We start from the raw sequence: 12614 nt of genomic DNA on the forward strand, positions 1-12614 counted from the left end.
ACTTCATACTTCTACGCTAATGTGAATTAGCGTAGGTTTTCTTTGTTACGTCCAATCAAAAAACGATGAAAAAACTGACCGCACTTTTCGTACTGCTCTGCTCTTTTCACTTACTCATTGCTTGTCGAACCGGAATAGATCCTGATGCCTTAGCTTTCGATCCCGATATTAAACACGGCAAACTGACAAACGGATTGCAATATTACATCTTGAATAATCGTGATCCCAAAGATCGGGTGTATATTCGTTTAGTGGTAAATGCCGGTTCAATGCACGAAGATGATGATCAAAAAGGCATCGCCCATTTAGTAGAACACATGGCGTTTAACGGTTCGAAAAAATATCCTGAAAATACCATCATTAATGCTCTTGAAAAATTGGGTATGAAATTTGCCCGCGATATTAATGCATTCACTGATTTTGAAAATACCGTTTATACTCTGAATTTAGACGGTAATAGCCCGCAAAAACTATCCCTTGCTTTTGATGTTATCAATGAATGGATGAATCATCTCACAATTTTACCCAAAGACCTTGATGGTGAACGCGGCGTGGTACAAGAAGAATGGCGACGTCGATTAAGCCCAATGTTACGTCTCGGAGATAAAAAAAGTGCAATTGAAATGGCAGGTTCGCGCTATGTGTTACGTGACCCGATTGGCGATATGAATATTATTCGTCACATCTCCCGTGATCGCGTAACCGATTTTTATCATAAATGGTATAGACCGGATAATATGTCCCTTATTGTCGTCGGTGATATCGATGCGCACAAAATTGCACAGTTAATATCACAACAACTAGATAAACCGAGTTCTCGCACACAACGCCCGTTAGATAAAATTGATTTTAGCATTCCGCTGATTCATCATTGGCGGGTAGCAAGTATTGCCGAACAAGGCACCAATATCCCGGCACTGGAGTTGAGCTTTTTTGAAGAAGATAAACAAAAAGAAACGGCCATTGGCTACAAACAAGATCTCATTCAACAAATTGTGACCCGTTTAGTCAATTTACGTCTGCAAAAATGGGAAAAAAGCCAAAACAACTGGTTGGATTCGGCGAATTTCTATCGTTCTCATCTTGGTAAACAAACCCTGCAAAGTGTCTTTTCCTTGCAATTAATCGATACCAATTATTTAAAAAATATCACCGCACTTTTTGCTTTTATCGCCGAAATTAAACAACATGGATTTACCGCCGACGAGCTTAACGGCGAAATTGCACGACTACATAATCTCAATGAAAAACAACAAAATATTCGTCCTGGCAGCTTAAAAATTGCTAATGATTTGATTGCAATCGCGGCAAATCATCAAATCATGTTAAGCGCTAAAGAACGCTATAATCTAAATCGACGTTTTTTGAATGAAATTAAAGTAACTGACTTAAATGCAACATTTAATCAAATGTTAGCGTTAAACGCTAAGCTATTACTGATAACACAACCGCTACCGGAGAAAAAACTTCCTTTTGATGCAGATTATATAGAACAGCGTTGGAACCAAGCAATGCATTCCGGTCAAAATCAATGGGAAAACAAAAAACACATCGTAAAACAACCGCACTTTGAATTCAAAGACGGTTCATTAGTATTAGAAAAACACTGGGATAAAGGCGATATTGATGAATTTCGCCTCAGTAACGGGGCAAAATTAATTTATCACTACAGCAATAAAACACCGAACCAAGTCCATTTTCGAGCAGTAACAAGCGGTGGATTACGATCTGTACCAAACCAAGATTATCATTTATTGCGAACGGCGATTACCTTAGTTGATGATACCGGCACAGGTGAACTAACGCAGGCAGATGTCAACAACCTCTTTGGTCAAAGCCCACTTGTGTTGGCAACGGTTATTGATGACGATAAGCAAGGTTTTACCGGTGTGGCAAAACCGCAAGATCTCAGTAGTTTGCTGACACTTTTCCGTCTGAAACTCCAATCCGCTCCCGTTTCAGATAATGTGTTACAAAAATATCATCGGGAAACACAGGATTATTTTAAACAAATTGATGCCGAAACAAAGTTTATGCAATCTATTTCCTATTTGCGCCGACCTAACACTGCTACAGTTTATACCCAAAATCAAAATGAACAGCTTAGCTTTACAGCTGCACAATTAAGTCAAATTTATCAAGAAAAGATTTTAGGTAAAACGGATTTCACTTATTTCATTATTGGTGATATTTCCCGATCCGAGGTCGAAAAATTGGCAAAGCGATATTTAGCGACAGTGGAAATAAAAACACAGGCCCGTGCTTATCAGCCCGGTTATATTCATACTCCTAAAAAAGCATTCATTATGCGCGGATTAAGTGAACCACGTGCTGATGTGGAAATTTATCTTACCGCTGAAAATCAATGGCATCCGGAACAGAAATATGCCTTAGAAATCCTTGCTGAAATTGTACAAGAAAAACTTCGCCTTGTTTTACGTGAAAAAGTATCGGGCATTTATTCCGTCAATAGTTGGTTCAGCCAAGATCCGCATACGCCGCAAATTGAAGGGAAAATTGCGTTCAGTTGCGCACCTAATCGTGCTGAAGAATTAATCAAATTGACCCATCAAATTTTGGATGAAATTATTGAAAACGGTATAGATGAAACACTACTTCGCAAAAAAAAAGCTGAGCAACAGCAATACATCAAACGTCAGTTTGATTCACTCGTCTCTGTGGCAGGCATGATTGAGGACAGTTATTGGCAGCAAAGCAACCCACAGTCGGTTTATTTGTATCAACGATTGGAACAGATTGCCGACAAACCTCACCTTGAGGCATTAGCAAGAAAAGTTTTAGTCAAAGCTGCCCGTTTTGAAGCAATTTTACGTCAATAAAAAACACCTAAAAAAATAACCGCACTTATCATGTCAGAAAAAGTGCGGTTATCTCGAAGAACGTTTTTATGTCACGAAAACCTGTTGCACCAGCAACATATACAGCATGGTGCCGGCAGCGATAGAAAGGAACATATTGCGTTTCCAAAAATGCAGCGCCAACACCACCGCACCGGCGATAAATTCCGGCAAGCCGTGAAAACCGATCAATACGTCAATATTCTTATAGCAATACACCACCAGCATACCAAACATGGCGGCAGGTAACACTCTGCCCAAATAACGGATATATTCGGGAATCGGGCGGTTGGCGGGGAAAATCCAGAACGGCAGCCAACGGGTAAACTGCACCGCCAATACTGCGATAGCAATGGTGAGAATCTGTTCGGTTAAGCTCATTTATTTCACCCTCTCCAATTTTGATTTCGGTTTCGGGCGACGGAGTGTCAGCACCGTCCAAATACCGATTAGCGTCGGCAGCAGGAAGTAATCTTTGCCGAAAATTAACAACGCAATAAACGCAATTGCCAGCCCCAACACAGAACTTTCATGGGATTTTTCCCGCGACCAGTTTTCGGCAAAAATCACTAAGAATAATGCCGTCATAGCAAATTCAATGCCCTTTAAATCAAAAGGAATAATGTTGCCGAACAAATTGCCGAGTACCGCGCCTGCCACCCAATAAACTTGTAAATAAAAGCTGACGAAAAACATATACCAGCCGCGATCCAAGTGCGGTGGAATTTTTACCATATAATTGAGAGAGAAGGATTCATCCACTAGGGCAGCGATGAGATATGGACGTTTCTTGCCCAAATATTTACCGTATTTTTCCAACATGGAAATGCTGTAAAAAAGTTGTCGTCCGCTGACCATCAGTGTAATCAATAACACATTAAGCGGAGCGAACGGTAAGGTGAGCGCGCCGGCAATAATAAATTCCACCGAACCACCGTAGATCAACAGTGCCATAAAAAACGGATACCACGCACCAAATCCCAGGGATTTCATATAAATGCCATATGCCATACCAAGGAATAAAAAACCGGCAATCATCGGTGAACTGTACGGTAACGCTGCTTTGGCGGCAGCAAATATAGGATGAGGAGTTGTCTTAACATCAGACATATGGCTAGCTCTCTTCTAATATAGATAATTCAGGTAAAGTTGAAAAACTTTGTACTTTAACGGTTTCATAAAAATCATCAACAAAGGCGATATGCGCGTCTGTTTCACGAAAGGCCGCATAGAGATTACTGTGCAAACCTTGATGAGTGATTTTGCGCGCCACAATATAACCACGATCCAAATAAGGTTTTGCCGCCCAAAACGGCAAAGCCGCCACGCCACGTTTACTTGCCACCAGTTGAATAATCGCAATGGTGAGTTCGCTGGTGCGACGGGTCGGGTTAATGCCTTTCGGATACAACACTTTACGCAGTAAATCCAGCATATCGTCCGGCACAGGATAGGTAATCAGAGTTTGATCGGAAAAATCTTCCGCCTGCCAAATATCTTTCGTCGCCAGGGGATGATCTTTCGCGCATAAGCCGACCATTTCATACGAAAACAATGGTTTATATACAATACCCGAATTTTCTTCCACTTCTTGAACCACCGCCCAATCGGCGCGATGGTTCAGCAATAAGCCGACGGCATCGGTGTGGAATCCGGACACAATATCCAGTTCCACCAATGGCCAGTGCTTGCGGAAAGAATCCATTGCCGGCATCAGCCAGTCAAAACAGGTATGACACTCCACGGCAATCCGCAACTCGCCCGCATCGCCCTGCTTCACCCGCGCCAGATCGCGCTCCGCTTCAATCACTTTCGGCAGAATCTCATTGGCAAGCTGAATCAAGCGCTCCCCGGCCGCGGTGAAATGCAACGGTTGGGTTTTCCGCTCAAATAACGGCAAGCCGTATTGTTCTTCCAATAATTTAATTTGATGGGACAGCGCCGATTGGGTGAGATAAACCCGCTTTGCCGCTAAGGAAACGCTACCGGTTTCTTTCAGGGCAAGTAAAGTTTTGAGATGTCTGAGTTCAAGGAAGATCGGTTTCATGAGAAAGATTCATCTAAATTCGAAAAAGAATGAAGCCGTATCATACACGAAAACGGCTCGCACTTTAACGTTACATAGAAGAAATCCATAAAATCCATAAAGAAATCGATGAAAAAGTGCGGTCGTTTTTAAAAGCGTTTTTTATGATTACCACCGCAAACTAATAAAATACAGGATCATTAATTTCTTTCATAAACTTTTAGAAAATTATTAATTTGCATAATACCCCCGTTTTCGTCATTCTAGCCCACGTATAGACGTTTAGCCGTCTAAATCATTTAATACATTGAGGAATTAGTATGACAACTTTTCATTTATCCGGCTTTCCGCGCGTGGGCGCAAAACGTGAACTTAAATTTGCACAAGAACGTTATTGGCGCGGTGAAATCGCAGAAGCCGATTTATTAGACATCGCCAAAGCCTTACGCGAAATCAACTGGAAACACCAAGCGGCAGCGAATGCGGATTACGTCGCCGTGGCGGATTTCACCTTCTACGATCACATTTTAGACTTGCAAGTGGCAACAGGCGCGATTCCGGCTCGTTTCGGCTTTGACAGCCAACATTTAACCCTTGATCAATATTTCCAACTGGCGCGCGGTAACAAAGCACAATTTGCCATTGAAATGACCAAATGGTTTGACACCAACTATCATTACCTCGTGCCGGAATTCCACGCGGATACCCAATTCAAAGCTAATCCGGCGCATTACGTGCAACAAATTCGCGAAGCCAAAGCCCTTGGCTTGAATGTTAAACCCACTATTGTTGGTCCATTAACGTTCTTGTGGTTAGGCAAAGAAAAAGGTGCGGCATTTGATCGCTTTGATTTATTAAATAAACTCATACCGGTTTATGTAGAAATCTTAAACGCATTGGCAGCAGAAGGCGTGGATTATATTCAAATTGACGAACCTGCTTTAACTGTCGATTTGCCGGCTAAATGGGTTGCGGCTTATAAAGACGTGTACGCCACATTAAGCACACAAGTAAACGCAAAATTACTGTTAGCCACTTATTTCGGTTCTGTCGCGGAACACGCTGCGTTATTAAAAGCCTTGCCGGTTGCGGGCTTACACATTGATTTAGTGCGTGCGCCTGACCAACTTTCCGCCTTTGCTGATTACGACAAGATTTTGTCTGTGGGCGTGATTGATGGTCGTAACATTTGGCGTGCGAACCTGAACCAAGTGTTGGATGTGGTGGAACCGTTAAAAGCGAAACTGGGCGATCGTTTGTGGATTGCGCCAAGCTGTTCTCTGCTTCACACCCCTTATGATTTATCGGTGGAAACACAGTTACAAGTAAACAAACCTAAACTTTACAGCTGGCTTGCATTCTGTTTACAAAAAATTCAAGAATTACGCGTCATTAAGACCGCACTTGAGCAAGGCAGAGCCGCCGTACAAGCGGAACTGGATGCCAGCCAAGTTGCCGCCGATGCCCGTGCGACCTCAAAAGATATTCATCGCCCTGAAGTGGCGGAACGTTTGGCGAACTTGCCAAAAGGCGCGGATCAACGTAAATCCCCGTTTGCGGAACGTATCAAATTACAAAATGCCTGGTTAAATCTACCGTTATTGCCAACCACGAATATCGGTTCTTTCCCGCAAACTACTGAAATTCGACACGCGCGCGCCGCCTTCAAAAAAGGCACATTGTCCCTTGCGGATTATGAAGCGGCAATGAAAAAAGAAATCGAATTGGTGGTGCGTGAGCAAGAAAAATTGGATTTAGACGTGCTGGTTCACGGCGAAGCGGAACGTAACGACATGGTGGAATATTTCGGCGAATTATTAGACGGTTTTGCCTTCACCAAATTCGGTTGGGTACAAAGCTACGGTTCCCGTTGTGTAAAACCGCCGGTGATTTACGGCGATGTGGTTCGCCCTGAGCCAATGACGGTACGCTGGTCGCAATATGCCCAAAGTTTAACGCAAAAAGTGATGAAAGGCATGTTGACCGGCCCGGTAACGATTTTACAATGGTCTTTCGTACGCAATGATATTCCGCGTTCAACCGTATGTAAACAAATCGCCGTGGCACTTTCCGATGAAGTGTTGGATTTGGAAAAAGCCGGCATTAAAGTGATTCAAATTGACGAACCGGCAATTCGCGAAGGCTTACCGCTCAAACGCGCCGATTGGGACGCTTATTTACAATGGGCAGGAGAAGCATTCCGTTTAAGTTCAATGGGTTGCCAAGATGATACGCAAATTCACACCCACATGTGTTATTCCGAATTTAACGACATTTTACCGGCAATCGCAGGCTTGGACGCAGATGTGATCACCATCGAAACCTCTCGTTCCGACATGGAATTATTAACGGCATTCGGCGATTTCAAATACCCGAACGACATTGGCCCGGGCGTGTACGACATCCACAGCCCACGCGTCCCAACCGCCGCCGAAATCGAACACTTGCTACGCAAAGCGTTACAAGTGGTACCGAAAGAACGCTTATGGGTCAACCCGGACTGTGGTTTAAAAACCCGCGGTTGGCCGGAAACCATCGCCGCATTAAAAGTGATGGTGGATGTAACGAAAAAATTACGCGTGGAATTAGCGTAATAAATAGATAAAAAAAGCTGGATCTAGAGAGATTCAGCTTTTGTTTTATGAAAGGAAAAGTGCGGTTGATTTTTAAGGTGTTTTTTTGAATTACCAATATGTTGAATAAGATTAAAAAAGGATTGTATAAAATCGTGCAGGGTAATAAATCGTGAGCTTGGCGAGTATCGAAGTCGCACAGAGCATTTTGTTAAACGCTGCCCCACCATTAATTGCCATAATCACCATTAATGGAGAATATGCACTAATAAAAAGAATTAACGAGACCCATGGTCTTAATCTTAAAGATGAATCAGCCATATTTATTTTTCCTTTCAATTTGACTCATATCACACCATCTCCCACTCAATAAAAAACAATTCTTCCTCTTCAACCTCTTGTTTCAACTGTTCTTCCAGCTCTTCAATCAATCGGTTGCGCTGTTCTTCGATTTCGTCTTGTCTGTCAAAAAGCTCGCGGCGTTGGCGGCTGCGTTTGTTTTCCAGTTCGCGCTGTTTTTTCTGCCAGCTTAGTTTTTCTTCCAAGGTGGCGGAAGTGGCGGCGGTGCGGCGAGCCGCTTTGATTTCGCGATCGGTTTCTTTGATTTCTTGTTCCAAACCTTGTTTTAAATCATCGACCCAATCATCCAGTTTTTGCACTTCCTGCTCGAAGTAGCCGAGGTTGCGTTCGGTGGTTTGGTTGAGCAGGGTTTGAAGACGTTGCGCCATATCGTTGGTCAAGGTCGTCTGAAAATTGGGATTGACGGCGGATTCGGCGATATGGGCGGGCAGACGCAGGAGTTTTTCGGGGTCGTTATCTTGCAGGGTTTCGCCGTTTGAGGTGACGGCGGAAATAAGGATGTGCTGCTCCATGCCGCCCAGCGCGCTGACGCTGATGAGTTTGGCGGCAAGCTGTCCGCTTTGTCCGCGATAGGGTTCCAGCGTGCTGATTCTGCCGTTGCCTACTTGGTAATCGAAAATCAAGCGTACAGGCGGGCAATCTCAATGTTTGGCGTGTTCGATGATGGCTTGCGCTAATGGGTGGGTGATGCGGTAGAGGTAGGCTTCGCCGCTTTTTCTCGGCAGTTCGTAGCGTCCGATTAGGATGCTAAGGTCGTCTGAAAGATTTTCAGGTAGCCCTTTTAGCGTGAAGCCGCCGTTGTCGAAATCGGCGTAGCTGCCCAATTCGCTTCGGGTCAAGTCCAGTAGGATTTTTTCGTATTTGTCGAGCACAGCCTGGCTTTCTTCGGCGCGAATCCGTAGTCTTTCGCGGACTTCTTCGTCGAAATTATCCAGCAGGGTTTGTCGGGCTTTCATCATGTTTTGGTTGATTTCGTCCGATAATTCGCTTTGCAGGCTGTCAAAGGCGGTTTTGATGTCTTCGGGTTGGCGGCATCGGCGGTAGATGTCGGCAATGCGCCGTTCGATGTCCACGCCACTACCGATGGCGCCCAATACTTCGTCGCTGGCGCCGAAGACGCCGTTGAAGAGTTGGAATTTTTGTTCGAGCAGTTCGTAAACGCGCTGGTCGGCTTCGTTGGTTTCATCGACAAAGTTCACGACGACTACATCGTGTTTTTGCCCGTAACGGTGGCAGCGTCCGATGCGCTGTTCGACGCGCTGCGGGTTCCACGGCAAATCGTAGTTGATGATGAGCGAACAGAATTGCAGGTTGATGCCTTCGGCGCCCGCTTCGGTGGCAATCATGATGCAACCGCGATCTTTGAAATGCTCGACCAGGGCGGCGCGGGTATCGGCGGTTTTGGAGCCGGTGATTTTGTCGCTGCCTTCGTGTCGCTTGAGCCAGTCTTTGTAGATTTTTTGCGCTTGTGCGTCGTTGTTGGTGCCGTTGAATAATACGATGCCGTCGCCGTTTTCACCGGCATAAAGTTTGGGTAAGGCATTCTAAGAGGTAATCTTGGGTGCGTTTGGATTCGGTGAAGATGATGGCTTTTTGTGCGGCGCCGAGTTCTTTTAATTTGTCGAATGCGGTGGAAAGTGCGGTCAATAATGCGCAGCTTTTTGCGTCTTCACGGATATTTTCCGCCAATGTTTTGAAATGTTTAAGCTCGTCGATTTCATCGGCAATGGCGTGATATTCGTCGGTGGTCAGAAGATTGGGTTCGTTTTCTTCTTCCCATTCTTCGGCGGTTTCATCCAGGCTTTCATAATCTTCGTCCAGCGTTTCAACCAAGTCTTGCGGCGCAGATTCCTCCAACACACCTTGCAGACGTTTGGTCATGGTCTCCAATGCGCCGGCAATGGCGCGGCTACTGGAAGCAAGCAGTTTCCACAATACCAATGAAATCAACTGCCGCTGCCCTTCGGGCAGGGCTTGCAGATTCGGACGGCGCAGATATTCGGCAACCAAAAAAGAAAACTCCCGCTCCTGGTCGGACGGGGTGAATTTTTGCACAATGGCGAGACGCTTGGTATAGGGAACATATGCCTGAACTTGTCGGCGCAAGGTGCGCTGACAGACGGCACTTAGCCGTTGGCGTAGATGAAGTAAAGTTTGTTCGGTCACTTTTGCACCGAATTGGGTGCGAAAACTGTCCAAGTCGCCGAAAACGAGCTCGTCTATCATGCTGACCAAGCCGTAGAGTTCCAACAGGGAATTTTGTAAAGGCGTGGCGGTGAGCAGGACTTTGCTGGAAACGTTTGCCAGGGCTTCTTTTAGGGTTTTACCTATGACGTTGTTTTTCTTATAGACATTGCGTAGGCGGTGCGCCTCGTCCAATACGACCAAATCCCAGCCGATTTGTTTGATGTCGTCCGCTTTGGATTTGGCGAACTGGTAAGAACAAATAACGGGTCTTTCTTGACGGAATGGGTTTTTGCCCGTTTTCTTGTCAGCGTCGTAGCTTTTGGCTTCCAAAATCATGCCTTGCAAACCGAATTTTTCTTGCAATTCCTGATGCCATTGTTTGCGCAGGTTGGCAGGCGTAATAATCAGAATTTTGCGTTTGCGCTCCGCCCAACGCTGCAAAATCACCAAGCCCGCTTCAATAGTTTTACCCAAACCGACCTCATCCGCCAGAATCACGCCTTTTGACAGGGGATTTTGGCAGGCAAACAAAGCTGCATCCACTTGGTGCGGATTCAAATCGACTTGGGCATCGACTAAGGTGCTTGCTAAAGATTCGACGTTGCTCCCCTCGGCTTGACGGGTAAGTAACCAGGAGTAGTATCGGGCTTGATAGGGAGTAAGCTGGTGATGGGGCATGGGTCTTGGTTTTCTCCGAATATGTTTTTAAATCAGACTGATGATATGCGCTCTAAAAGAAAAATGCAAACTTTCATCGTAAAAATAATAAGTTAGCTAAAACACCAAGTTTTCTTTCTTCAAAAACTCCGTATCTTCCGAAGAAAGCTCCGCCACCTCGTCATACAAATCCAGCCCAATCAGTGTATAAAATTGTCTACCGAAGGTTTTCTCGTTTATCGGCTCAATGCGTCCTGCCTTATATAAAGCCTCAAACGCTTTTTCAGGGATTTGCACGGTGTAGGGCTGGAGTTTGCGTAGCAGTCCGTCGATTTAATCAGCATGGTGCAGGCTGTCGATAAAGGTTTCAGTGTCACTGCCAAACAGGATAGTCAATAGCTGCGTAGCTTTCTATCATTCCGAAACAGTAGGCAATAGTTTAATTGGATAAAAAACAGCACTAAAAAGTAGCGAACGCTAAGGTTCATAACAGGAGAATTGACATAATAAGGATCATTTTCTAAACAAGACATGATAGCTTCCCTTAGATTTTAACACCGAAGATGATCTTCGGATAAGTAGATAGCATTATTGTCATTCATTTTTTTGAATAATTTACCCGTCCATCTTCCATAGTCAATAGCAGAAAATTATTTAATCTACTGAAATTATTAAATTTATTTAATCTTCTTATTGAAGCATAAAAACACCTACTTTTTAGACCGCACTTTTCACTCCGCAAGCGCATCCATAAAAAATATTTACTGCCAAGAATTGACTTTTCCCTTCTCAACCCTTACTTTACACAAAGGTTTTAACCTGTTATTTTCTTTAATTTAAAGGAGCTTTTATGCAATCTCGTATTATTGTTAGCACGCAGGAAGAATCGTTGCTGAGCACACATAAAGTGTTGCGTAACACCTATTTCCTATTGGCTTTGACGTTAGCATTTTCTGCTGTGGTGGCCTATGTTTCCATGGCGATGAATTTACCAAGACCGGGGTTAATTCTGATGCTTGTGGGTTTCTACGGTTTACTTTTCTTAACCAATGCGTTGGCAAACAGTGCGTTGGGGATTTTGTCCGCTTTCGCCTTTACCGGCTTCTTGGGTTATACCGTCGGACCGATTTTAAATGCGTATGTGAGTGCCGGTTTGGGTGATGCTATCGTGTTGGCATTGGCGGGTACTGCGGCGACCTTCTTCGCATGCTCTGCCTATGTATTGACCACGAAGAAAGATATGTCTTTCTTGTCCGGCACCATTTTAGCCTTATTCGTGGTGTTGTTACTTGGCATGATCGCCAGTTTCTTCTTCCAATTCCCAGCGCTTTATGTAGGTATCAGTGCGTTGTTCGTGATTTTCTCCACCATGGGAATTCTGTATGAAACCAGCAACATCATTCACGGCGGCGAAACCAACTATATTCGTGCCACAGTAAGTTTATTCGTATCAATCTATAACTTATTTATCAGCTTGTTAAACTTACTTTCATTCTTCTCTTCCCGAGATTAATTATTAATTTAATAGATAAATGCAGCGCCCCTTTTTTGGGGCGTTTTTATATAACCAAATCCGTATAAATCATGAGGTCTTGCCGATGCTCGAAGTCAATAAAAAACGCATTGAAACCGATGCGTCGGGGTATTTACTAAATATAAATGATTGGACACCGGACGTCGCCTTAGCGATTGCAAAGTTAGAAAATCTGGAATTAACGGATGCCCATTGGGAAATTATCCATTTTGTGCGTGATTTTTATCAAGAATATAAAACCTCTCCTGCCATTCGTATGTTGGTGAAAGCCACCGCGCAAAAGCTGGGAGAAGATAAAGGCAATAGCCGTTATTTGCAACGTTTATTTCCCGATGGTCCGGCAAAACAGGCAACCAAGCTGGCGGGTCTCCCCAAACCGGTAAAATGTCTATAATTTTTTTTGAGAATCATTTGCATTT

Annotated in this window: 12 protein-coding genes and 1 pseudogene; 4 read left to right on the forward strand and 9 right to left on the reverse strand. The window is 44.2% G+C overall.

The features are described 5' to 3' along the window. The first annotated feature begins 65 nt into the window (after positions 1–65). On the forward strand, positions 66–2840 hold the full coding sequence (locus LIN98_RS08725; protein WP_014167884.1) for a M16 family metallopeptidase: 2775 nt from the start codon (positions 66–68) through the stop codon (positions 2838–2840). Positions 2841–2906: 66 nt separating this feature from the next. Here LIN98_RS08725 and LIN98_RS08730 read toward each other — a convergent pair whose 3' ends face one another. From LIN98_RS08730 to LIN98_RS08740, 3 genes are read right to left on the reverse strand one after another with little or no spacing between them, the layout of a single operon-like run. Then, a complete protein-coding gene (locus LIN98_RS08730; RefSeq protein WP_005540849.1) occupies positions 2907–3239 on the reverse strand; it encodes a branched-chain amino acid transporter permease in 333 nt (110 codons plus the stop codon). Next, positions 3240–3968 carry an AzlC family ABC transporter permease gene (locus LIN98_RS08735; protein ID WP_005568353.1) on the reverse strand — a complete coding sequence of 243 codons (729 nt, stop codon included), beginning with the start codon at positions 3966–3968 and terminating at the stop codon, positions 3240–3242. Positions 3969–3972: 4 nt separating this feature from the next. After that, positions 3973–4905, reverse strand: coding sequence for a LysR family transcriptional regulator (locus LIN98_RS08740; RefSeq protein ID WP_005547945.1), 933 nt, complete (start codon positions 4903–4905; stop codon positions 3973–3975). A 299-nt stretch (positions 4906–5204) separates the two neighbouring features. On the opposite strand from LIN98_RS08740, the gene metE reads away from it, so the two are divergent. Then, on the forward strand, positions 5205–7478 hold the full coding sequence (gene metE, locus LIN98_RS08745) for a 5-methyltetrahydropteroyltriglutamate--homocysteine S-methyltransferase (RefSeq protein ID WP_014167885.1): 2274 nt from the start codon (positions 5205–5207) through the stop codon (positions 7476–7478). Positions 7479–7589: 111 nt separating this feature from the next. Here metE and LIN98_RS08750 read toward each other — a convergent pair whose 3' ends face one another. From LIN98_RS08750 to LIN98_RS08775, 6 genes and pseudogenes are all read right to left on the reverse strand, one after another. Further along, the gene (locus tag LIN98_RS08750; protein ID WP_033000624.1) at positions 7590–7778 is read right to left on the reverse strand and encodes a hypothetical protein; all 189 of its coding nucleotides are present in this window, start codon (positions 7776–7778) and stop codon (positions 7590–7592) included. 29 nt (positions 7779–7807) lie between these two features. Beyond that, positions 7808–8440, reverse strand: coding sequence for a hypothetical protein (locus tag LIN98_RS10520; RefSeq protein WP_005590081.1), 633 nt, complete (start codon positions 8438–8440; stop codon positions 7808–7810). A gap of 18 nt (positions 8441–8458) precedes the next feature. Further along, on the reverse strand, positions 8459–9016 hold the full coding sequence (locus LIN98_RS10525) for a hypothetical protein (RefSeq protein WP_231098023.1): 558 nt from the start codon (positions 9014–9016) through the stop codon (positions 8459–8461). A gap of 81 nt (positions 9017–9097) precedes the next feature. After that, positions 9098–9319, reverse strand: a pseudogene (locus LIN98_RS10530) (helicase-related protein); the annotation flags it as partial. A 13-nt stretch (positions 9320–9332) separates the two neighbouring features. After that, the gene (locus tag LIN98_RS10535; protein ID WP_249856109.1) at positions 9333–10682 is read right to left on the reverse strand and encodes a DEAD/DEAH box helicase; all 1350 of its coding nucleotides are present in this window, start codon (positions 10680–10682) and stop codon (positions 9333–9335) included. Between the two features lie 96 nt (positions 10683–10778). Further along, positions 10779–10958, reverse strand: a complete 180-nt coding sequence (locus LIN98_RS08775) for a hypothetical protein (protein WP_005547948.1) — start codon at positions 10956–10958, stop codon at positions 10779–10781. A gap of 553 nt (positions 10959–11511) precedes the next feature. Here LIN98_RS08775 and LIN98_RS08780 point away from each other — a divergent pair. Together LIN98_RS08780 and LIN98_RS08785 are read left to right on the forward strand one after the other, a co-directional pair. Continuing rightward, on the forward strand, positions 11512–12174 hold the full coding sequence (locus LIN98_RS08780; protein ID WP_005547949.1) for a Bax inhibitor-1 family protein: 663 nt from the start codon (positions 11512–11514) through the stop codon (positions 12172–12174). An 85-nt stretch (positions 12175–12259) separates the two neighbouring features. Next, the gene (locus LIN98_RS08785) at positions 12260–12589 is read left to right on the forward strand and encodes a TusE/DsrC/DsvC family sulfur relay protein (protein WP_005574103.1); all 330 of its coding nucleotides are present in this window, start codon (positions 12260–12262) and stop codon (positions 12587–12589) included. Positions 12590–12614 lie beyond the last annotated feature (25 nt).

The sequence above is a fragment of the Aggregatibacter actinomycetemcomitans genome, from assembly GCF_023518055.1.
Lineage (GTDB): Bacteria > Pseudomonadota > Gammaproteobacteria > Enterobacterales > Pasteurellaceae > Aggregatibacter > Aggregatibacter actinomycetemcomitans.

Excerpts from the sequence above, each read along its gene's own strand:
- LIN98_RS08725 (WP_014167884.1), top strand. The coding sequence starts at position 66 with ATGAAAAAACTGACCGCACTTTTCGTACTGCTCTGCTCTTTTCACTTA.
- LIN98_RS08730 (WP_005540849.1), bottom strand. The coding sequence starts at position 3,239 with ATGAGCTTAACCGAACAGATTCTCACCATTGCTATCGCAGTATTGGCG.
- LIN98_RS08735 (WP_005568353.1), bottom strand. The coding sequence starts at position 3,968 with ATGTCTGATGTTAAGACAACTCCTCATCCTATATTTGCTGCCGCCAAA.
- LIN98_RS08740 (WP_005547945.1), bottom strand. The coding sequence starts at position 4,905 with ATGAAACCGATCTTCCTTGAACTCAGACATCTCAAAACTTTACTTGCC.
- metE (WP_014167885.1), top strand. The coding sequence starts at position 5,205 with ATGACAACTTTTCATTTATCCGGCTTTCCGCGCGTGGGCGCAAAACGT.
- LIN98_RS08750 (WP_033000624.1), bottom strand. The coding sequence starts at position 7,778 with ATGGCTGATTCATCTTTAAGATTAAGACCATGGGTCTCGTTAATTCTT.
- LIN98_RS10535 (WP_249856109.1), bottom strand. The coding sequence starts at position 10,682 with ATGCCCCATCACCAGCTTACTCCCTATCAAGCCCGATACTACTCCTGG.
- LIN98_RS08780 (WP_005547949.1), top strand. The coding sequence starts at position 11,512 with ATGCAATCTCGTATTATTGTTAGCACGCAGGAAGAATCGTTGCTGAGC.
- LIN98_RS08785 (WP_005574103.1), top strand. The coding sequence starts at position 12,260 with ATGCTCGAAGTCAATAAAAAACGCATTGAAACCGATGCGTCGGGGTAT.